This is a genomic window from Helicobacter bilis ATCC 51630 (assembly GCF_000686565.1).
Classification (GTDB): Bacteria; Campylobacterota; Campylobacteria; order Campylobacterales; family Helicobacteraceae; genus Helicobacter_A; species Helicobacter_A bilis.
On record NZ_JMKW01000003.1, the window covers coordinates 1 to 21,651 of the forward strand.

17 protein-coding genes, 4 tRNA genes and 1 pseudogene are annotated in these 21,651 nt (G+C 35.6%); 11 read left to right on the plus strand and 11 right to left on the minus strand.

All coding sequences use genetic code 11. The features are described from left to right. Positions 1 to 838 precede the first annotated feature (838 nt). The 8 genes from T368_RS12825 to T368_RS0100055 all read left to right on the plus strand — a co-directional run bounded on the left by T368_RS12825 (position 839) and on the right by T368_RS0100055 (position 10,673). A complete protein-coding gene (locus T368_RS12825) occupies positions 839 to 1,384 on the plus strand; it encodes a restriction endonuclease subunit S (protein WP_004083973.1) in 546 nt (181 codons plus the stop codon). 314 nt (positions 1,385 to 1,698) lie between these two features. Continuing rightward, complete coding sequence (locus T368_RS0100025) at positions 1,699 to 2,073, plus strand: GIY-YIG nuclease family protein (RefSeq protein WP_004083971.1); 375 nt, start codon at positions 1,699 to 1,701, stop codon at positions 2,071 to 2,073. A gap of 401 nt (positions 2,074 to 2,474) precedes the next feature. Beyond that, the gene (locus tag T368_RS0100030; RefSeq protein WP_004083969.1) at positions 2,475 to 3,062 is read left to right on the plus strand and encodes a thioredoxin fold domain-containing protein; all 588 of its coding nucleotides are present in this window, start codon (positions 2,475 to 2,477) and stop codon (positions 3,060 to 3,062) included. Between the two features lie 95 nt (positions 3,063 to 3,157). After that, positions 3,158 to 3,763 carry a thioredoxin fold domain-containing protein gene (locus tag T368_RS0100035; protein WP_004083968.1) on the plus strand — a complete coding sequence of 202 codons (606 nt, stop codon included), beginning with the start codon at positions 3,158 to 3,160 and terminating at the stop codon, positions 3,761 to 3,763. 51 nt (positions 3,764 to 3,814) lie between these two features. After that, the gene (locus tag T368_RS0100040) at positions 3,815 to 7,021 is read left to right on the plus strand and encodes a cytochrome c biogenesis protein CcsA (RefSeq protein WP_004083965.1); all 3,207 of its coding nucleotides are present in this window, start codon (positions 3,815 to 3,817) and stop codon (positions 7,019 to 7,021) included. Positions 7,022 to 7,038: 17 nt separating this feature from the next. Beyond that, the gene (locus tag T368_RS0100045) at positions 7,039 to 7,986 is read left to right on the plus strand and encodes an arginase (RefSeq protein ID WP_004083963.1); all 948 of its coding nucleotides are present in this window, start codon (positions 7,039 to 7,041) and stop codon (positions 7,984 to 7,986) included. 159 nt (positions 7,987 to 8,145) lie between these two features. Then, positions 8,146 to 10,350: an NADP-dependent isocitrate dehydrogenase gene (locus T368_RS0100050; RefSeq protein ID WP_004083961.1), complete on the plus strand. Its 2,205-nt coding sequence runs from the start codon at positions 8,146 to 8,148 to the stop codon at positions 10,348 to 10,350. A 14-nt stretch (positions 10,351 to 10,364) separates the two neighbouring features. Next, positions 10,365 to 10,673, plus strand: a complete 309-nt coding sequence (locus T368_RS0100055; RefSeq protein ID WP_004083958.1) for a hypothetical protein — start codon at positions 10,365 to 10,367, stop codon at positions 10,671 to 10,673. 220 nt (positions 10,674 to 10,893) lie between these two features. Here the strand turns inward: T368_RS0100055 and T368_RS0100060 are convergent, their stop codons facing one another. From T368_RS0100060 to T368_RS0100115, 11 genes are all read right to left on the minus strand, one after another. Then, positions 10,894 to 12,321 carry a DNA recombination protein RmuC gene (locus tag T368_RS0100060; protein ID WP_004083956.1) on the minus strand — a complete coding sequence of 476 codons (1,428 nt, stop codon included), beginning with the start codon at positions 12,319 to 12,321 and terminating at the stop codon, positions 10,894 to 10,896. A 30-nt stretch (positions 12,322 to 12,351) separates the two neighbouring features. Next, positions 12,352 to 13,818, minus strand: a complete 1,467-nt coding sequence (gene truD / locus T368_RS14340) for a tRNA pseudouridine(13) synthase TruD (RefSeq protein ID WP_004083955.1) — start codon at positions 13,816 to 13,818, stop codon at positions 12,352 to 12,354. A 77-nt stretch (positions 13,819 to 13,895) separates the two neighbouring features. Next, complete coding sequence (locus T368_RS0100070; RefSeq protein ID WP_230455576.1) at positions 13,896 to 14,828, minus strand: hypothetical protein; 933 nt, start codon at positions 14,826 to 14,828, stop codon at positions 13,896 to 13,898. A gap of 12 nt (positions 14,829 to 14,840) precedes the next feature. After that, on the minus strand, positions 14,841 to 15,059 hold the full coding sequence (locus tag T368_RS0100075; RefSeq protein WP_004083951.1) for a hypothetical protein: 219 nt from the start codon (positions 15,057 to 15,059) through the stop codon (positions 14,841 to 14,843). A gap of 300 nt (positions 15,060 to 15,359) precedes the next feature. Beyond that, positions 15,360 to 15,791: a hypothetical protein gene (locus T368_RS0100080; protein ID WP_004083950.1), complete on the minus strand. Its 432-nt coding sequence runs from the start codon at positions 15,789 to 15,791 to the stop codon at positions 15,360 to 15,362. Positions 15,792 to 16,001: 210 nt separating this feature from the next. Further along, positions 16,002 to 16,694: a Bax inhibitor-1/YccA family protein gene (locus T368_RS0100085; RefSeq protein WP_004083949.1), complete on the minus strand. Its 693-nt coding sequence runs from the start codon at positions 16,692 to 16,694 to the stop codon at positions 16,002 to 16,004. A 213-nt stretch (positions 16,695 to 16,907) separates the two neighbouring features. Further along, complete coding sequence (locus tag T368_RS0100095; protein WP_004083946.1) at positions 16,908 to 17,162, minus strand: HP0268 family nuclease; 255 nt, start codon at positions 17,160 to 17,162, stop codon at positions 16,908 to 16,910. A 154-nt stretch (positions 17,163 to 17,316) separates the two neighbouring features. After that, positions 17,317 to 17,393: transfer RNA gene (locus T368_RS0100100), tRNA-Arg, on the minus strand. Positions 17,394 to 17,399: 6 nt separating this feature from the next. After that, positions 17,400 to 17,476: transfer RNA gene (locus T368_RS0100105), tRNA-Arg, on the minus strand. Positions 17,477 to 17,519: 43 nt separating this feature from the next. Continuing rightward, positions 17,520 to 17,596 (minus strand) — tRNA-His (locus T368_RS0100110). 29 nt (positions 17,597 to 17,625) lie between these two features. Then, positions 17,626 to 17,703: transfer RNA gene (locus T368_RS0100115), tRNA-Pro, on the minus strand. Between the two features lie 381 nt (positions 17,704 to 18,084). Between T368_RS0100115 and dxs the strand changes: the two are divergent. From dxs to T368_RS0100130, 3 genes and pseudogenes are all read left to right on the plus strand, one after another. Next, positions 18,085 to 19,629, plus strand: a pseudogene (gene dxs, locus T368_RS16415) (1-deoxy-D-xylulose-5-phosphate synthase); the annotation flags it as partial. Between the two features lie 351 nt (positions 19,630 to 19,980). Then, positions 19,981 to 20,436, plus strand: a complete 456-nt coding sequence (locus T368_RS16420; RefSeq protein WP_268902562.1) for a transketolase C-terminal domain-containing protein — start codon at positions 19,981 to 19,983, stop codon at positions 20,434 to 20,436. A gap of 412 nt (positions 20,437 to 20,848) precedes the next feature. Then, positions 20,849 to 21,517, plus strand: coding sequence for an FkbM family methyltransferase (locus tag T368_RS0100130; protein ID WP_027338215.1), 669 nt, complete (start codon positions 20,849 to 20,851; stop codon positions 21,515 to 21,517). Positions 21,518 to 21,651 lie beyond the last annotated feature (134 nt).

Here is a 21,651-nt window from a genome sequence, read left to right on the forward strand (position 1 = left end):
AAGATTTGAAGAAAAACACCCAGAACTTGCTATGGAGTTTGAACGATCTGTAAAAAAGGGGCTTGATGCAAGGGGGAGAAGATAGGGGGTTATAGGGAGAATTTAACCATTTCTATTTGATAATGCTTTGGCTATCAAAGTTTTTTACGATTTTATTTTATTTACTTATAACTTTCACTACATAAATTTCTTTTAGCTTTAGAATCTAATGGGCTAATAACTTCAACGACGAAATCTCTAACTAATACATATAACCACTTATTCAACAGGCATTGTATTTGTATAAAATTTGATTGATAAGAGACCATTACGCATATAGAGATTTATCTAAAAATCCCATTTTCATACAATTATAAGGGGTTGTGTTATGAAAATATACAAAAATGTAAAGTATTTTTTACATTTTTATTGACAAATAACTATTTTTTATGTATAGTTTCATCGCGTTCCTAATGTTAGGGCGTAGTTATGTAGGTTAGGTTACCCCCTCCAATTTCCCTACACCTAATAGCTTCAAAAACTTTGCTAAACCACACAAATTGTGAAGTTTTTGTTACTCTCCACTCCTTTTATAGGCTCCTTTAGGAGCTTTTTTTATTTTTCATTTTACTCCTTTGTTTTATTTAAGATTTATTCTTTTGAGTTGAAAAACTCAAGAGATTTTTGTCATATTATCCATGAGAAAAGATATAACAAGTTTATGAAGTTGCATGATGATTAAAAAATATTCATAGAAAATAAGCAGAATTAAGCAAAAGAAAGTTATGGCAGAGGGGAAGGGAGCGACTTCGCAATTCAAGCCCCTCCCTCCTCTCATCAAAAAAGTGGAAAATGGGAAATGGGAAAATTGGGGGATTATGTGAGAATAGAACTAGGCGGCACCCCAAATACTGCAAAAAGTGAATATTGGGGAGGTGATATTGCTTGGATTAATTCTGGAGAAATCAATAAATTTAGAATCGTTAAGCCAACAAAAACTATTACAAAATTAGGATTTGAAAAATCAAACACAAAGCTTTTACCTAAAGGGAGCGTTGTGATAGCAATAACAGGTGCTACATTGGGACAAGTAAGTTTGCTAGAAATTGATTCTTGTGCAAATCAATCTGTTGTGGGTGTTATACCAAATGATGATTTTTCTAGTGAATTTTTGTATTTATGGATAAAGTTTAATATTGATGAAATTATTTTAAATCAAACAGGTGGAGCACAACAACATATTAATAAAAACGATATAGCTAATTACCATATAATCAAACCCGACAAAGAATCTTTAGCAAGTGTAAATCTAAAAACATATTTTGAGAAAATATCTCACAATGCAAAACAGATTCGGAATCTCCAAGCAATGCGGGGTATGCTATTAAAAGCAATATTTGCTTAAGCGTTATTATGGTTTAAAGGGAGATTTCTAGTAGATATTTATAAGATATTTATAATAGATACTTCGGCTCACGCCTCAGTATGACAAAAGGGAAAAGGGCTCAGTATGACAATGTCCCCACTTGTCATATCAAAAGCCTTGCCACCTTGTCATACTGAGCGAAGCGAAGTATCTAAAAATGCAGAATCTAAAAAGATTTTTCGCTAACGCTCAAAATGACAAGAGGGAGGCGGAAGGCTCAAAATGACAAAGGAAAAAAGGGTTCAAAATGATAAACAAGGAACAATATAAAACAACAAAAAGGATAATTTAAAATGACACAAAGCCCACACATCACATTGACACAAAATCAACTAAGCCTAGCAAAATATCCAGCCTACATTTATATGATGAGTAATGCTACAAATTCCACGCTATACATAGGCGTTACAAGCAATTTAGCAAAACGCATTTACGAGCATAAACACAAGCTTATGCAAGGTTTTAGCCAAAAATACAACTGCACAAGACTTGTATATTTTGAAGCATTTGAAAATATTTCACAAGCTATTGAACGAGAAAAATATCTAAAAGGCAAAAAAAGAGAATTTAAAAATAAGCTTATAGAATCTATCAATCCACAATATAAAGACCTAAGCGAATTTTTAGGTTTAGATACCGCATTTACAACAAAAGGGGATAAGATATGATTAAGGAAAGATTTTTCGCTCACTTGTCATACTGAGCCTTTAGGCGAAGTATCCCATAATACAGAATCCACAACAGAATCTAAAAGAGATTTTTCGCCTTTTTCAAAGGCTCAAAATGACAAGCATAGAGATTTTTCGTTTGCTACGCAAACTCAAAATGACAATGTATTTTATGATGATTAAAGCGTAGTGAAGTATTTAAGCTTAGATTTTAAACTTGTCATAACTAAGCCCTAGATGAAGTATCACAAAATATAGAATCTAAGCTAGAGATTTTGCCTTATAGTTTGGTAACTTATTGCATTTTAAACATAGAATCTAAGCAAGTTTATTAAAGTTTTATTTCCTTTAAGATTGTAGAATACAAGCTTTTATGCTTTGTGGATAAAGGGAGTATCAAAATGGAATGTAAGATACGCACAATGCTTTTATGTTTGTTAGTTTTTGGTGTGTTTGGAATCTTGCAAGCAAATGCAAATCATAATGAAAATGCTATGGCAAAGCAAGAAGTGGCGAATGTGAATATAGATGATGATTTAGATTCTATCTTTCTTAATAGTAAAAGCATTCAGCTTGGTGATAAGCCTGTGATGATAGTCTTTGGCAAAGATGATTGCTATCATTGTAGCATTTTGAGTGCAAGTTTAATCGGTAATGATGTGATACAAGGCTATATTACGCTAAATTTCTTGCCTTATTATATCAATCTAAGCGATAAGAAAAGGCACTCTATCCCCTATCTCAATCTCTCTGGGTTAAGCTCACTTGATACCGCACGACTCTATAAGTTAGAATCCCTGCCTTTAATCGTGTTTGTAAGCACTGATGGTAAAGAGATTATGCGTGTAGCTGGATTCCCCGGGGAGAAAAGGATAATACATTTATTAGAATTTATCTACAATGATATTTGGAAAAATTATAATAGCCCAAAAGAGCGTGTGGCTGGATTCTTGGAATATGAAGAGGATTTAGCAAAAGGTGCAAAATAAGATTCTATAAAATCAAGATAAGATTCTATAAAATAGGGTAGGGCGACTAAAGTCTAAAAAGCGTTAAAGGTTTATTAAATATAAAAAGGATTGTTGTGAATAAAGTTTTTAAGAAAAGTTTAAGTATAGCAATATTAGGTTTTTGCTGTGTTATGTCTGGCTGTAAAGATGGTAATATCTCAATTAGCGATGGAGAACAAAGCACAAAAGAGCTAGATACAAAGCTAGAAAATATCGATGTGGCTGGATATAAGGGACTAGAAGATATTATCAGCAATAATGTGCGTATAGAATCAGATTCTAAGCCTATTATGCTTATCTTTGGTGTGAATAATTGTAAATATTGCGAGATATTAAAACAAGATATGCGTGATAATCAAAAATTGCATGACTTTATAAAAGATAACTTTGTAACCTATTATGTAAATACAAGTTATAGCAAAACACATGAAGTAGCCTATATGCAAAAAAGTCTAAAAAGTGATGATTTAGCAAGATATTATGGTGCGGTGAAAACACCGCTTATTATATGGCTTGAGAGTGATGGGACTAGGATTCTAAAACTTGATGGATATGATCCTAATTATTTTAATGCAATGTTACAATTTGTAAAAAACAAAGGTTATGGCGATGAAAAAAATAGTGAAAAGCGTATGGCTATGTTTATAGAGCAATACACGCAGGGCAAATTAAATTTTTAGGGTTAAACTTTTAGAGAATCTCTTTTGTAGTGAATTGTAAGTGGAGATATTATGGCAAAACTTTCTGTATTGCTTAAGGCACTTTTGAATAATCTTTTTGCGTCCATGCCCCTTAGCATTTTTCTCATGGTGCTTTATGCGGCTTCAATCGGTTGGGCTACTTTTGTAGAGAAAGAGTATGGCTCTATTGTCGCACATGATGTGATTTATGCGTCATGGTGGTTTGAGTTGCTTAATGCGTGGCTTGGGCTTAGTCTATTTGGCTGTATGCTAAAGAGTGTGAAATATAATGGCTTTAAAGTCAGCGTGCATATTTTCCATTTTGCTTTGATTGTGATTATTATGGGGGCTGGTATTACGCGATATTATGGCTTTGAGGGGAATATGGTGCTAGAAGATGGGGGAAGTAGTAGCTTTATAGAATCTAGGGATAACTTTTTAAATGTGCTTGTGAGTAATGATGTCGGGGAGAATGGCACACAAAGTGATATTTTGCCGCTCGATAGCTTTAAAAAGGGTTATGATATTTCACTTAGTCCTTATGTGAGATTCTCAAAATTTAGCTTAGATACAAAAGAGGCTTTTGATAAACCTTTAAGCATTAAATCTGTTTCTATTATTAACTATTCTTTAAGCTCTCTTTTTGAACAAGCAAAAAATGAGAATAGAGAGATAGATCCTAAAGAGATTGATGTGAAAAAAAGAGAGAATCATTATTTAGCAAAATTTGAAGTAACCTATGATGGTATCACACATACCATGCTTTTATCAAATCGCGGTGAAAGGGCAATTGCTTGTTTTGGCAATCGCTTTATTACACTTTCATGGGGACCAAAGTTTATACAACTTCCATTTGAATTAAAGCTTGATAAATTTGAAGTGATAAATTATGCGGGCTCACAAATGCCATCAAGCTTTGCTTCTTATGTGCGTGTGATTGATGAAACACATGGCGAATATCCATTTAAGATATTTATGAATAATGTGCTTGACTACAAGGGATATAGATTCTTCCAAAGTGAATATCGTGTAAAAAGAGATGAAGAGGGCAAAGAAATGCACGATGAAAATGGAATGCCACTTTATGCAGCAACGATTCTTTCAGTTAATAATGACCCCGGCAAGATTCCAACATATATAGGCTATACGCTTTTAATTCTAGGGGCTTTATGGCTTTTATTTGATAATGACTCTCGCTTTAGAAAGTTAAGCAATTATGTAAAATCACAAAAGGTATTAAGCATTGCCTTTCTCTTTTTTGGATTAGCCTTATTTCAATTAAGCACACCTTTATATGCAAATACAGAATCTAAAAATATAGAATCTGATACAAGCAAATTCTCACAAGAATTACCCCGCAAAAAATCGTTAGATAGTGTTGATAGTGAGAAAAAATCACATTTAGATAAACAACTAAGAGAAAAATATATACAAGCAAATGAAGCTTTCATAGCACACATTGCAACAAGCAAAGAAAGTACAGAAAAAATTGCCCCCATTTTTGCAGATATGAGCGATGAAGCTATAAGAGAGAGAATAGAGGGGCTTAAAAAAATCCCTAATAAGACTTTAAAGCGTTTCGCAAAGATACAGATACAAGGCTTTGATGGGCGTATTAAACTGCTTGATACTTATAGTGATGAGATTATGCGAAAAGTTACAGGTAAAAAAGAATTTAAGGGCTTAAAGCATAATCAGTTTTTACTAGGACTTATGACTATGCCAGAGGATATGGCAAAGCTAAGGTTAATCAAAGTAACAAATAAAGAAATACTTGATATTTTGGGCGTTAGGGATAGCTATGTATCGTTTGAAGATTTATTTCATAAAGACAAACTAAATGATGTATATGCCTTTAGCGTCTCCCCTAACGCAGAGAGATTAGAGAAGTTTGAGAAAGCATATAAGCTTTATCATTTTGTAAATACGGCACTTAAAAAAAGAGATTCTGAACGCAATGAGTTTGATAAGCAAATCTTAAGATTGCATGAGAAAATGGACTTGCTTATGCCGTTTTCAATATGGCATTATTTGCGACTAATTCCAGCAGATGGCGACTCATGGATACCTTTTGGTAATCCAAATATGCTTGATATAGCACAAATTCAGCAAAGTAATCCAGAGGATAGAAAAGAGCTAACACTGCTTGTCTATTTCTTAGAAGATTTTCGTTTGCAAACACGCGTAGGTGTTGCTTTAGACGAATGGGAGAAGTTAAATGAAACACTCCTTTTTTACAATCGCTATCAAGCCCTTGTAGGTGGTAGCTTGTATCTTAATCCCACACTTGTAGAATCTGAACTCTTTCTCAATAAAACAGATGTGTTTCCAGTATCACAATACTTTTATTTAGCGCTTGGCATGTTATTATTTTTCATAGCTTTTATTGCGATTTTAAGTAATAAGCAGATTCCAAAATGGCTTGGCAAAACTTGCTATATCTTGCTTTTTTGTGTGTTTGTCGCGCATACTTTAGGGCTTATTTTGCGTTGGTATGTCGGCGGACATGCTCCATGGAGTAATGCTTATGAATCTATGCTTTATATCGCATGGGCTAGTGCTTTATCAGGTGTTATTATCTTGCGTAAGTCTTATTTTGCTATGTGTGGGGCTAGTTTTCTTGCGGGTATGGCTCTAATGGTAGCACATTGGGGTTTTATGGACCCACAAATTGGCAATCTTCAGCCAGTGCTTCAATCATATTGGCTTAATATCCATGTTGCAGTAATTGTAGCAAGTTATGGCTTCTTAGGACTTTCTTTCATGCTTGGCATTACAAATCTTATTCTCTTTATCTTCCGTAATCAGCAGAAAAGACCACAAGTAGATTCTGCCATTCTTACCTTAAGTGCGATCAGTGAGATGAGCATGATTATTGGGATATTAATGCTTGTTGTTGGGACATTCTTAGGTGGTGTATGGGCGAATGAATCTTGGGGTAGATATTGGGGTTGGGATTCTAAAGAGACTTGGTCGCTTGTATCTGTTGGCGTGTATGCGTGTGTGCTGCATGTGAGATTATTAAAACCGCTTTATTTGCCTTATATCTACAATGTCCTTGCAGTGCTTGCTTTCTCTAGCATTTTGATGACATATTTTGGGGTGAATTTCTATCTTGGCACAGGTATGCACGCTTACGCACAAGGTGAGGGCGATAGTGTAAATAGGCTTATTTTTATTTCATTGGCATTAATTTTTATACCAGTCGCTTTAGCTTTTATGAAAAGAAAATTGCTTCATACAAAAGAGACACATTAATATTAAAAGGGTAGGGCATGATAGAGATTCTAGGAATAGCTTCTGATATTGCAGGGGGGAAGCTTGGCTCAGCAAAAGGTGTTGCGTTGCTATGTGAGTATATGAGAGAGGAGAATCTTGCTATTTTGCATGATAAAAATTATCTCTCTTTAGATAGTAGCATAATCCCACCAGCAAAAAAAGATGACTATACAAAGCATATTGATGTATTGTATGATTTTTTTAAAGATAAGGTTGCTAAAAGGGCTGAAGAGATTATTTGTGAGAAGAATTTCCCATTTATTATTAGCGGGGATCACTCAAGTGCATTGGCAGTAGCACAAGGCATTCAAAACGCATTGCCAGATGAGAGAATAGGCATAATTTGGATTGATGCACATGCGGATATTCACACGCCTTTTAGCACTTTTAGCGGTAACTTGCATGGTATGCCCTTAGCCGCTCTCATAGGACATAAAGCCTCAAATAAAAACACACTCACACAATCACAAGAAGAATCTTGGGAAAAGTTAATGAATATCTCAAAAGATTCTATACAACCAGAAAATATTGTGTATTGCGGTATTAGAAGCTTAGAGAAAGCAGAACAAGATGTTATAAATTCTAAAAATATATGTGTCTTTAGTGTGGAATCTTTACAAAAGGGCAGGGCAGATTGTATAGAAAAGATGAAAGAAGTCTTAACTCAAAGCACAAAGATTTATGTGAGTGTAGATATAGATGTGCTTGATTGCAGTGAGTTTCAAAGCACAGGTTGCAACGAGTCAAATGGGCTGTATATGCAAGAGTTAATCATGCTTACTAAAGATATTATAGAATCTTTTTCACATAAAATCATCGCCTTTGAGCTGAGTGAATTTAACCCAACCTTAGGCAACACAAAAGAACAAGACAAAGCCGCAGTATGCAACTTTTTACATGAGATTATAGAATCTTTAACAAATAGTGTTGTATCGCAAAGATAGTATATGGTGGCTTTATTGCCTTGCAACTAAAACATTATGCATTGCTACCTATCCGCCCTTATCACACCAAAAGTTTAAAAAAATCTTGCCTATTATTCCAAAAATAATGATTTTTGCTATACTAAAGACACTTTTAATTTCACGACAAAAGGACACACAATGAAAATCACTTACACACTCACAGATGAATCCCCAGCCCTAGCGACCTACTCATTTCTGCCTATCGCAAAGGCTTTTCTTAACCACGCCGACATTAAAGTAGAGAGCGCTGACATTTCCCTAAGTGCTAGAATCTTAGCACAATTCCCGGAGAGTTTAAATCCAAATCAACGCGTAGAAGACGCCCTAAGTCAGCTTGGTGAGCTTGTCAAAACGCCAAATGCAAATCTCATTAAAACCCCAAATATCTCCGCTTCAATCCCCCAGCTTAAAAACGCCATTAAAGAGCTACAAGCAAAGGGCTATAATGTGCCAAATTTCCCAGATGAGCCGAGCAACGAGCAAGAAAAGGCAGTGAAAGAAAAATACCAAAAAGTGCTAGGCTCGGCAGTCAATCCTGTTTTACGACAGGGCAATTCCGATCGCCGTAGCACCAATGCGGTCAAATCCTACGCACAGAAAAATCCTTACCGCGTTACGCCTTTTGATAAAAACTCAAAAAGCTGTGTGAGCTATATGAAAGAGGGCGATTTCTTTGATAATGAAAAGGCGGTGCTAATCGAATCTCCCACGACTGCTAAGATTATTTTCAAAGATTCTAGCGGGCAAAAGGTATTGAAAGAGGAGCTAAAGCTAGAGGCAAATGAGATTTTGGACGCCACATTTATAGACGCACAAAAGCTAAGTGAGTTTTATACAGAGCAAATTGAATCCTGCAAAAAGCAAGACATACTCTTTTCACTGCATTTAAAGGCTACGATGATGAAAGTAAGCGATCCAATCCTTTTTGGCTATGCGGTGAAAGCGTATTTCAAAGAGCTTTTTACTGAGTTTAAAGACGAGCTAGAATCTTTAGGTGTGAATGCCAATAATGGCGTGAGTGAGCTGCTTACAAAGATAGAATCTAGCCCCAAAAAAGCGGCAATTCTCGCTAAATACAATGAGATTTTAGAAAAATCCGCCAAAATTTCTATGGTGAATTCCGACAAAGGCATTACCAACCTGCATATCCCAAGCGATGTGATTGTAGATGCCTCAATGCCTGCTATGCTAAAAAATGGCGCGAGATTATGGGATAAAGACGGCAAGGAATGCGATGCGAACGCTGTGATTCCCGATAAAACTTATGCGACTATTTATGAAGCCGTGATTGAAGATTTAAAGGCTAATGGAGTGCTAAATCCTGCGACTTTAGGCAGTGTTAGCAATGTAGGCTTAATGGCGAAAAAAGCCCAAGAGTATGGCTCACACGACAAAACCTTTGTAGCCCCAAATGATGGGGAGTTTGTTATCGTAGATTCTAATGGCACAACCTTGCTTTCTCACAAAGTGCGTAAAAATGACATTTATAGAGCTAATCAAGCGAAATTTGATGCGGTGCAAAACTGGATTGATTTAGGGATTGAAAGGGTGGATTTAACAGGGGATAGGGCGATTTTCTGGCTAGATGAAAAGAGGGCTAGTAATAAAATTATGATTGATTTAGTTAAGAAGAGACTGCAAGAAAAGGGCAAAGACATAGCCATTCTAGCCCCAAAAGAAGCTTGTTTAGAATCCCTGCGACTTATCCGTGCTGGGAAAAATGCCATTTCTATCACAGGCAATGTTTTGCGTGATTATTTGACGGATCTTTTCCCCATTTTGGAGCTTGGCACAAGTGCGAAAATGCTCTCCGTCGTGCCTATGCTAAATGGTGGGGCGATGTTTGAAACCGGGGCTGGGGGCAGTGCGCCAAAGCAGGTAGAACAGCTTGTGGAAGAAAATCATTTGCGTTGGGATAGCTTGGGCGAGTTTTTAGCCCTGCAAGCAAGCCTAGAGTTTTACGCGCAAAAGCAAAATAGCCCTAAGGCAAAGGTGCTAGCAGACGCGCTAGACTCGGCTACTTCACAATGGCTTGATAACAACAAAGCCCCTTCACGCAAAGTGGGCGAAGATGACAACCGCACAAGTCATTTTTACTTGGCGATGTATTTTGCTAGGGCGTTGGCAAATCAAAGCACAGATTCTAGCATTGCAGCATTTTTTAAACCCATTGCTAATGAGCTAGAATCTAAGCAAGATTCTATTAGAGCTGAATTTAACTCCGCACAAGGTGTAAAAGTAGATCTAGGCGGATATTATAAATTTGATGACAGCAAGGCAGAAAACATTATGCGACCGAGTAAAAGCTTTAATGCGGTGATTGAAAAGATTGCTAAGAAATAGTCTTAGCAACTAAAATGCTAGATTTTACCTTACTAGATTTTACTTTGTTTGGTGCGTATTTGGGTGCTGTTATTACACTCATCATTACACCCGGACCGGTTGTTGCCCTTGTGCTAAAAAATACGCTAAAAGGGCAAGATTCTAAAAGCAAAAGCACACAAGCCTTAAAGACAATCTGCGGGACAAATCTAGGCTCACTCCTGCTTATCGCTGTAAGCATTGCGGTGATTTTGGGCGTGGCTAAAGTCTCAGAATCTCTACTTGGGATTATGAGTATTGTAGGCTGTGGCTTTATACTCTATCTTGGTTTTAGTTCGCTCTAGAATATCTCAAACAAAGACAATCTAAGAAAGTCTTATCTTATCATATAGATTCTGTAGATTTCAATCCACTTTTATCTACTTATTTTGATTTTATTCCAAGTTGCGCTAATTTAGAGTGAGTAATCATTTTTATTTTATTGTGTCATGTTGTAATATCATGCATTTATTACCCGTGATTAACTCATATTCATGTGTGTAAAAGAGAGATAAGAAGCTAAATCTACAATGCGATTTTTTCATCGTCTGTGGTTTCTGGCATAGGGTCATTTTGTATATGTTCTTCTTCTTTGTTAATATGTGATTCTAATGCTTTATTGTTTTTTGGGCTTGTTTGTGGTTTTGTATCCGTTGTGATTTGGGACATATAGTTGTCTAGATTCTTGATATAACTGCCAAGTGAGCCGCGACCTCTTATCTGAATCTCGGCTTTTTCATACGCATTTTGGGCGGTTTCTAAAGCACGGCTAATTTTTTCCATACTCTCTGTAAAGCCATCAAATTTTTTAATAAGTTTTACGCATTCTTGCAGAATCTTTGTGATATTTTTATCCTTTGCTTCATTACTCCAAATATGATGGATAAGCCGCAAAATCACCATAAGAGTTGTCGGGGCAGCAAGGATAATGCCCTTATTATAAGAATCTAAAAATAGCTGCATATCATGCTGTAAAATCGCACTATACGCCCCTTCTAGCGGCATAAACATAATGACAAAATCAAGCTGTCCCCCTTCAATGCAATGTTGATATTGCTTGAGTGAAAGGCTTTTTATATGATTTTTCACACTCTCGATATGTGCGTTTAGGTGCATTTCTTTAGAATCTGTCGCATTGAAAAATCTCTCATACGCACTCAAACTCACTTTAGAATCCACAACTACAAAGCGATTGTTTGGCAAATGTATCACAACATCTGGTCTCAAAATCTCTTTTGCTTCATTCTTCACAAATACCTGCGTATAGTATTCCCTATCCTTTTGCAAACCGCTAGACTCAAGCAATCGCTCTAAAATCACCTCGCCCCATTGCCCTTGCAGTTTAGAATCCCCACGCATTGCGTTTGCTAGATTAGTCGCATCGGCTGATATTTTAAGGCTTGCTTCTTTTAGGTGTTTAATCTCGGTATTCAAGGCAATGTGTCGCTCTTGATTGTCCTTTGTGTGCTGTGCTATCTCCGTTTTAAATCGCATAATCTCATCGCAAAGCGGCTTTAAGCTATCGGTTTGCTTTTCTTGGAATTGGCGATTTTTCTCTTCTAGTAACTGCTCGCTTATTTCATAGAATCTTTGCGTCATTAATGCGGTGTGCTTCTCTTGGTTAGTTTGCAGTAGCTCTTGCATGAGTTCTTGCTTCTGTGTGTATTGGGCTTTTAGGGCGTTTTCCCTCTCTTGCAAGGCATTTGTTAGATTTAGCGTGTGTTCTTTTTTAAGTGATTCTAATTGTGCTAGATATTCGCTTTTTGTGGCTGTTAATGTGTGTTGTAAGTCTTGTATTTTCTCTTCATAATGTTTATTTGTAAACAAAATGGCTTGTTCGTTTAATGCTTCTTTTATGCGTAAAGCCTTTACTCTCTGTCTGTATAAAACAAGCATGATAAATAAGCAAATAATGACACAAATATAAGGTATATGTATATATAGAGATTGCATATTATTCCTTTATTGAAGTTATTTTTTACATTAAAATTCTCGCACATCGCCGTTTTTGATATAGGATAAAAAGCTTGTGGCATACGCACCGCTTGGGAGTGTAAAAGCGATTTCTACTTGTGCTTTTTCTGCGTTGTATTTGATAGATAAGTCGCTTGGATATACCCACGCATATCGCCTCGCTCCGTTTGCCATAATGGGATAGGCAAAGTTTTTTTCTATTCTACATGCGTCTTGCTTTGCTAATCTTATTTTGTGATGATTGCTTTTGGATTCTAGATTTTGTGTTGTGTGAGACTTTAGATTTTGTTTAGATTCTGAAATCTTGTCATTTTGAGCCGTAGGTAAAAAATCTATTCTAGATTCTAAAGTGTTAGGTGTTTTGCTACGCTCAACATGACAATTCTTAGATTCTATATTCTGCTTAAAATCCACACTATTTAGATTAATTTCTCGAATCTTATTCTGCCCTTTAAACTCATAATCGCATTCAAACAAATGCGATTCTAGAATCTTTTTGCAATCCATACCGCTTAATAGCCCTGTGATACTAATATCCCCATTCTTTAATCTCTCTGTATCATTCAATATAGTCTTAGCATAATTTATCTCTTGTGAATCATTTAATCTTTTATCTCCAAAGTAGAAAAATTTCCCATGTGGATAGTGCATACATACATCGCCTATGAGTGGTGTGAGTGGCAGGGCTTGTGAGTGCAAAATCTCAAAAATCTCTCTATCCATAGTGATATTATACATGCTAGAGAGAGCTTGTATAGAATCTTTAAGACTGAAACTTTGCATGATATTGCTTATTTTTAGTCGCTCTTCAAGCCATAGATTAAAGCATACGCTTTGCAGACTTGATATAAGCAGTTGCTCTAATGGATTTTGTTTATTTGGGGGCTTTTTAATCTGTAATGCCTGCATATAGTTATCCCCAAAATTACCAAATCTTTGATAGCCAAAAAAGTTTGGAAAGCCCTGCTTTTGTGCTAGGTGTGCTTCTTCTTTTAGCCGCTCAAAGCTTTGCGGTGTAACCTTTTTTAAGCGGATAAAAAACTTATTGCCTTGTAAATGTCCTATTTTTATTTTATTCCCATGCAAATAAGATTCTAGAATCTTTATTTGATCTATCTTGTGTAGATTATTTTCATAGGCTTTAAATGCCTTGTTTGGGACTGAAATGTGCTGATAAGTAAGGGCGTGCTTATCCTTTAATCCCGCATAGCCGATATCCCTTTCTTTGATATGTAGGGCTTGTGCGATGAGATTCACACATTCTAGTGTGCTTATATTCTTTTTTCTCACTTTTAAGATTCTATGCTCCCCGGTATTGCTAAAAGGATAGAGTGGAATCTCTTCTACGATAAAATCTCTCTCATTATGTGAAAATACAAATGGGATCTTAGGATAAGATTTACCATAGAATCTTTTTTGTGTGGCGTATTGCTCTAAGAGTGTTAGTATCTCATCATTTGGCTTTGTATTGCTCATAAATTCTCGTCCTTACGAAATAATTAAGATACAATTAAAGCATAAAATCGCTAATAACTTAGCCCTGCATTATAAATCTAATACACAAACTCATAATCTTTTAATGCTTGTTGCGGTGGGAGCAAAACTTTACCAAAATTAAGCGATACGCCAACCATAAAGTTTGATGCAGGCAAGTCTATATCATTTGCTTTAAGCATATAGTAACGCAAAAGTGGTGCGATACTCAAGCTTTTAAATAGCTTTGCATCAATGCGAGTTTCAAGTAGAATCTGATAATCAGGCGAGATTCTCGAATCTTTTGCATTGAAAATATACTTTTTATAGTTCATCGTATAAGTCCATTTTACATGTTTATTTAGGCTATATTCTAGCGATACGCCCACTTCTAAACCTGCACCATTTAGCTTTGTCATGGGATTAAAATCATGTTCGCCAAAGAAGTCAAAATAAAGATTTTTCACATATCTACCATCAAAGAGCTTTGCCCCTGCCATGTAGTTTATGATATGTCTGCGACCCACACTTGGCGTTGGATTAAACTCTGTTTGATAGGAAGCCCGCACATAAGGACCCATCTCAAATATCTCAAAACCCCAGTCAAAATCCCACATTCTTTGCGTATAGTCTGTTGAAAATACCATTTTATCAAGGTTTTTGTTGGTAACAACGCTTTTGTTTGTTTGTGTGATTTGTGTAAAGCCATATTCTGCATAGGCAGTATTAAAGACCACAAATCGTGGGGCATAGAAATTGCCATTTAGAGTAAAAAAGAATTGCAGTGCAAGTTGGGAGTTACCCTTTAAGTTACTATCAGAAAAGCTTGTGTAGAGCTTTTGATTGCTAAGAGAGCTTTGTGTAAAATTTAGGGCAATGCGGTTTAGATCCACCTCCCAGCCTACTTTATCTTCATTAATATCTGCTTTTGCTTGAATGAAAGGTAGAAGCGGTGCGGCTTGTATAGAGCAGACAAGCATGACAAATAGGGCAATAAGAATCTTTTGTCGCACAAAGATTTCCATTTAAGCATTATTCTCAATAGAATCTAGCGTAATCTTAGTATTATCCATGAATTCTACGCCATCTCCATGCTCCAAAATAATATCTGCAATGCTTTGCGTGATAATATCTTGCAAATATTGCTGTTTGCATTCTATATTTATTAGCACTTCATGGTAAGTCTGCTGTGCTTGTGGATTCTGTGTGGATTTTATAGTGGAATCTTGTGTAATGTTATTCATAATTGCCTTTCTATAATTAAACTCGTTTGATTTAGATTCTAAAGGATTTATTTGTATTATAATAAAAAGGCGTATTATATCATTCTTTTTGTAATATACATGAGATTTAAATAGCTAGGATCACATTCATTTTATTATTGTATATCGTGCCATGGAATCTTGTTGCAATATTACATAGTGCAATGATTGTTATCTGAGATTGTAAGCGTTTATTCAGTCATCAAGGCATATCAACTTGGTTAAAAAGATTTAAATAGATATTGCTAGGCTTTAGAGTTTGTGTTGCTTTTTATTTTATTTTTATTTGCAAGCATTATCCACAATTATTTTATTTGCAATGACATGCAAATTATACGCCTCATAACGCAAAGATTTAAAAGTTTGACTTTTGCCAAACTTTTGATATTCTTTTAGCTTTAGACACTCTTCAAGCACTCTTGCGCTTTCGCAGATTCTATGAAAGTTTGCATGAAGTATTGCTGCTAAATCTAGCCTTTCAATCTCTGTGTCAATGCTGCCTTTTGCAATATCGCATTCAACATCGCGTGCTTGTAACAGCAAATCTGTATGCTGTAAAATAGCTTTATGTCGCATTTGCTTTAGCGTATAGGTTATTTCCTTGTTGTCATATACATAGCGAAATATATCCTCTACTACGCGAATGCCCTCTTGCAATCTATTGAGATTTGCATCTAATATACGCAATATTGTATGAGTTTTATCTGTATTCATAAAATATCTTTAACTATAGAATAAAAAAAGCAAGTGAATGTAAAGCTAAAAAATGAATATTTTTGAATCTAGGTTTCTACTTTGCAAACCATACATAAGCGGGTAACTTTGATTTATCATATTGAGCCATTGGGCAAAGACTCTCATGGAATCTAAATTTGAGATATTTTGCTACACTCAAATATGATAAAGTATCACCCAGATTCTAGATTAATCCTTATTTGAAAGACCTAATATCTGCAGTAATGCAGTAAAGATATTCAACACATCAAGGTATAAAGAGATAGCCGCCATAATAGGATTATCATAACGACCTCTTACAATATTTTGTGTATCATAAGCGATATACAAACTAAAGATAAGCACTACTGCACTTGCAATTGCAAACTGAAACATAGGGCTTTTGAAAACAAACATATTTAAAAGACCAAATACAAAAATCACAAGCACTGACCAGAATAGTGCAGTCCCCATATTTGCCAAATCTTTTTTAGTTTTCAAAGCAAAAATACTCATGATACCAAAAATAATAGTAGTCATAGCAAGAGCTTGAGCTACAATTGCTGGATTTTTTATCATCACAAAAGTTAAAATCGGAGCTAAAGCTAAACCACTAATAAAAGCAAATGCGGCGAATACAGCTAGATTAATACCGGGCTTATCTTGCACAAAACCTAGACCAAAAATAAGAGCAAGCTCAACTATCAAGATCGGCATTCTATATTGCATGACAACTTCAAAGTTTGCCATACCAACCAATGCACCTATTGTTGCTAAAAGCAAACTGCCTGCAAAAAATTTATATGTCGTTTTTACAAAATTCACAAGAGCAGTATCACTATATGAAGATTGGTAATCTACTTCTTGTGTATTTTGAGTGTAATTTCTATCATAAATTCCCATAATTTCTCCTCATAATAAAGAATTTGCGAGATTTTAACCAAAAATTATTAACCAAGCAACAAAATGCATTGCTCCACAAAAGCCCAAACTATGTATAATCAAAGTTATTTGACTTTATAAGTAGTCCCACCCTGCTGGACCATCCTAGATTCTTTGGCATGTAGGGTGCATAAAGCACTCATTACCGCATGATGATATAAAACGACATTTAGCTTATAAAACATGCACTTCGTAAATATAATCCTTTGTGTCCATACTATAACGCAACTCTCGTATAAGCGTGTGATGGTTTTTCCCTTTAAAAAAGCTCTCAAGTTTTTTCAAATCCTTTTCCGCATTTTCTCTATCAAGATAAAATATTGCACCTTTGCTGCCGCTTTCTTCCACCTTTTTTGCCATTGCTTCAAATGTAATGGTGTTTGCTTTGATATCTGCCTTGAGACTTTCTTTAGCAAGTTTTAGTTCCATGTATATCCTTTTTCATATAATTAAAATGAATGACATTCTATCTTAATCTTGTTAAGATTTCGGCATTACAGCATAATTAAGATTATATCTCCACAACGCCACGCAACATATGTAAAAATACTTTAGTATGGTTAATTGAAAATCCAGAAAGAAGTGGTACGCCCAAGAGGATTCGAACCTCTGACCTACGGCTTAGAAGGCCGTTGCTCTATCCAGCTGAGCTATGAGCGCATGAAGTGGTACGCCCAAAGGGAGTCGAACCCCTAACCCCCAGATCCGAAGTCTGGTGCTCTATCCAATTGAGCTATGGACGCATAAAGCTTCGCTTATATTATGCTTTATAACAATGTAGAAATATGGGGTGGATGATGGGGCTCGAACCCACGACCCTCAGAGCCACAACCTGATGCTCTAACCAACTGAGCTACACCCACCATACATGCCTTAATACGCTAAGTGAAAATGGTCGGGGCGAAAGGATTCGAACCTTCGACCCCTTGGTCCCAAACCAAGTACTCTAACCAGACTGAGCTACGCCCCGACACAAAAAAAGAAGTGATTATAAGATATTTTTGCAATAAAGTCAAGATATTTTTATGATTTTAAGTTTAGTTTTTTTGTTTGTTTTCAAATATTGTTTTATATAGGTATAGCAAAAACAAGTAGAGTTAGGCTTTTATGGAGAATCCGTGAGAGTTCGTTTCTATAGTAAAAAACATTTATACTATGTTTGTATCTGTTGTATTATATTTTTGCTCTCTCTCTGCAAAAATTCGAGTTTCTCGACAAACATAAAACTACAATATAACGCTATAATATCAAGGAACAAAAAGGAGAGATAATGCGGCAATCTATATCCACAACTAGCAATACGGCTTTACCTATTGATACACTTGTTAATACTCTTACTGATAATCTTGATATGCAAACTGATACTGCAAAGCAAGTAGCCACACCTTGTAGTATCACACAAAAACTACTCAATAATGAAGACATTCATCATTTATTGCCACATGTAAGCATAGCAGAGTTAAAAAGCATAGCAGAGTTAATACGACATAGAATCTTAGAAGTGGTGAGTAAAAATGGTGGACATTTAAGTTCTACGCTTGGAGCGGTTGAATTGATTGTAGGTATGCACTCGGTGTTTGACTGCTCTTTGCACCCATTTATTTATGATGTGAGTCATCAAGCCTATGCACATAAATTGCTTACAGGTAGGTATAAAGAGTTTGAGAGTTTGCGTCAAATTGATGGCATAAGTGGTTTTATCGCACCTTATGAAAGCAGTCTTGACTACTTTATAGCAGGGCATAGCTCGACTTCACTCTCCCTTGCAGTAGGTGCTGCTAAAGCTAAAAAGCTAAGAAATGATCCGCATAAGCCCATTGTAATGATAGGCGATGGCTCTATGAGTGCGGGGCTAGTCTATGAAGCGTTGAATGAATTAGGGGATTTAAAACTGCCTGTAATTATTATCTTAAATGATAATGAAATGAGTATTGCAAAGCCTATTGGTGCGATTTCTAAGATTCTATCAAAAACGATTGCAAGTCCGCTGTATCAATCCATGAAAGAAAAAGTGAAAAAAATAGTGGATAAAATGCCAAATGGCACGACTTTTATCGCAAAACGATTTGAAGAGAGTTTTAAACTCATTACGCCCGGATTATTATTTGAAGAGTTTGGGATTGATTATATAGGACCAATTGATGGCAATAATATAGAAGAGGTTGTTACTACGCTAAAAAATGTCGCCTACTTAAATCGTCCCGTATTGCTACATTGCCAAACCATAAAGGGCAAGGGCTATCAAATCGCTGAAGGTAAATATGAAAAATGGCATGGCGTTGCCCCATTTGACTTAAACACGGGACAAGCGATTGCAAAAAGTGTGATTAAAAGCCCAACCGCTGTGTTTAGTGATACGCTTTTAAGTATGGCTCAACAAAACGAAAAAATCGTAGGCGTAACCGCAGCTATGCCAAGTGGCACAGGGCTAGATAAACTCATGGATATAATGCCAGAGAGATTCTTTGATGTAGCAATCGCAGAACAACACGCAGTAACCTCTATGGCAGCTATGGCAAAGGAAGGCTTTAAGCCTTATATTGCTATCTATTCTACTTTTTTACAACGAGCATTTGATCAGATTGTGCATGATACTTGCATTATGAAACTCCCTGTGGTATTTTGCATTGATAGAGCTGGGATTGTGGGAGAAGATGGTGAAACGCATCAAGGCTTACTAGATATTGCCTATCTACAAAGCATACCAAATATAACTCTCATTGCCCCAAGGGATAATAATACACTTTCTTTGCAACTTGAATATTCACAATATGTAACTTCACCGCTTGCTATCCGCTATCCTAGAGGGCAGTTTATGCTAGAAAAATGCTATATGCGTTTAGATTCTATTATAAAGGATTATGATACAAAAGCAAGGCAAAATATAGAATCTAATAATTGTCATGTTGAGCGAAGCGAAATGTCTCAAAGTTTAGATTCTAATAAACACATAACAGAATCTACAAAAAGCACTAAAGAGACAACGCAAACAGATTCTAAAACAACCGCTTGTCATACTGAGCCTTTAGGCGAAGTATCTAACACGGAATCTAAAAAAGATTCAAATAAAGATTTTTCGCTTTTGTCAAAAACTCAAAACGACAAGAATCTAGAACCTCAACCATTTGGGCGGGTGCAAGGCATTGGGGTGCAAGATAATGAGAATTTAGAATCTTGTAGAATAGTCCTGCAGAATCTTCATAACACACAAAACTATAACACACACCTAAAAGCACACAAAGCACAAATGCTATATGGTAGCTTAGTGCATACAAAAGATTCTATACAACATAACACAGAATCTAGCAGGAAAAAGATTCTACTCGTAGGTTATGGCAATGGTGTGGGTCGTATGCTTGATGTATGGCTTAGTTTGCTAATAGAGCATAATATTTATGCTTCACTGCTTGATATAATTAGCTTAAAGCCGCTTGATACTGATATGTTTGCTATGTGTTTGAGAGACTATACGCATATTTTTGTTATGAGTGATAGTTATAAGCTAAATGGTGTTGGTGCATGTATCATGCAGTTTGCATTTAGTGAGTTAGAGCGTGGCAATCTAGCACAGATTCCAAAGATTATAAGCTTTGAAATAGAAGATATTTTTGTCAAACACGGCAACACACAAAAGATTGAAAAACAGCTTAATATAGACACAGAAAGTTTGGTGTCTAAAGTTTTAGAATCAACCCACTTTTAATTAAAATATACCTAAATATACTACGAGATTTAAAGATTATTCGAATCTAAGTATTTATTACATTAGAATCTCACTGAAATTCTAATGAAATTATTTTTTTAGACTCTATGCTGGATATTTTTGCGACAAAATCCAATAAACTAGAATTAAAAGATTAAATCAATATTCTTTATGTTATAGTGTGAAACCCAATCAAAATAAAAAATTATACACGATTTAATAATACTTCTTTTGTTTTTATTATAATAGAATCTTTATTCTAAAATTCATTAATTTTCATAAAAAGGATAGCAATGTCAAAAGATTTAATTATAAAAGTAGAATATGGTGGATTGGGCGATCACTTATTTTTCAGTCATATACCTCGTATTGCAAAGTTAGGCAATACAAATGGGGGGGGGGGGTAACCCATGTGTTTGAGTTTGGATCGCGATATGGCGAAGACAGCGTGGCGTTTGCAAAAACACTTGCTAAAAATAATTTAAATGCTTGTATATGGAGTTTTGAGTGCAATGAAAATACATTGCCTACTTGTCGCCGCAATGTTTCACTCTATTCAAACATAACATTAACAGAAGCCGCAGTATCACAAAGTGATGATTATATTAGTTTTTATCCCATTAATGCACAGCATACAAATACAACTCACTCTGATGGCAATCAAGGTGCAAGCTCTACACTCAAGGCTTCTGGTAAGTATTCTATAGAAGATTATGTGCAAGATGAAGTGCGTGTAAAATCTGTGCGACTGGATACTTTTATGCAGCAAAATAATATCCCGTGTATTGATATTTTATGGATGGATATACAAGGTGGGGAGCTTGAAGCACTAAAGGGGCTAGGTGAAAGAATTCATAATGTAAAACTCATTTACACAGAAGTTGAATTTATGGAGTTATATGAAAATCAACCCTTATTTGATGATATAAAGTGCTATCTTGAAGCAAGAGATTTTATTTTCTTGGGACTTGTTGGTGCAAGCGAATATTTTGCTAATGCCCTTTTCATACAAACGAAATACTATAATGATAATGTAAAAGCAGTATTAGAAAATTACAAAACACAACAATGGCTTGTGTAAAAATGTAAGTAAATTCTGTATCAAGTTTAAATGAGTGGCAAGATGATGGATTTCGTTTTAATCATCGAATCTTACACCCATTTTATTCCTATTTTATTTGTATAATTCTATATATTCACAGGTGCAAATAGGCT

Bases quoted from the DNA above. Each gene is read 5' to 3' on its own strand.
- T368_RS12825 (WP_004083973.1), top strand. From the start codon at position 839: ATGGGAAAATTGGGGGATTATGTGAGAATAGAACTAGGCGGCACCCCA.
- T368_RS0100025 (WP_004083971.1), top strand. From the start codon at position 1,699: ATGACACAAAGCCCACACATCACATTGACACAAAATCAACTAAGCCTA.
- T368_RS0100030 (WP_004083969.1), top strand. From the start codon at position 2,475: ATGGAATGTAAGATACGCACAATGCTTTTATGTTTGTTAGTTTTTGGT.
- T368_RS0100040 (WP_004083965.1), top strand. From the start codon at position 3,815: ATGGCAAAACTTTCTGTATTGCTTAAGGCACTTTTGAATAATCTTTTT.
- T368_RS0100045 (WP_004083963.1), top strand. From the start codon at position 7,039: ATGATAGAGATTCTAGGAATAGCTTCTGATATTGCAGGGGGGAAGCTT.
- T368_RS0100050 (WP_004083961.1), top strand. From the start codon at position 8,146: ATGAAAATCACTTACACACTCACAGATGAATCCCCAGCCCTAGCGACC.
- T368_RS0100055 (WP_004083958.1), top strand. From the start codon at position 10,365: ATGCTAGATTTTACCTTACTAGATTTTACTTTGTTTGGTGCGTATTTG.
- T368_RS0100060 (WP_004083956.1), bottom strand. From the start codon at position 12,321: ATGCAATCTCTATATATACATATACCTTATATTTGTGTCATTATTTGC.
- truD (WP_004083955.1), bottom strand. From the start codon at position 13,818: ATGAGCAATACAAAGCCAAATGATGAGATACTAACACTCTTAGAGCAA.
- T368_RS0100075 (WP_004083951.1), bottom strand. From the start codon at position 15,059: ATGAATAACATTACACAAGATTCCACTATAAAATCCACACAGAATCCA.
- T368_RS0100080 (WP_004083950.1), bottom strand. From the start codon at position 15,791: ATGAATACAGATAAAACTCATACAATATTGCGTATATTAGATGCAAAT.
- T368_RS0100085 (WP_004083949.1), bottom strand. From the start codon at position 16,694: ATGGGAATTTATGATAGAAATTACACTCAAAATACACAAGAAGTAGAT.
- T368_RS0100095 (WP_004083946.1), bottom strand. From the start codon at position 17,162: ATGGAACTAAAACTTGCTAAAGAAAGTCTCAAGGCAGATATCAAAGCA.
- T368_RS16420 (WP_268902562.1), top strand. From the start codon at position 19,981: ATGCTATATGGTAGCTTAGTGCATACAAAAGATTCTATACAACATAAC.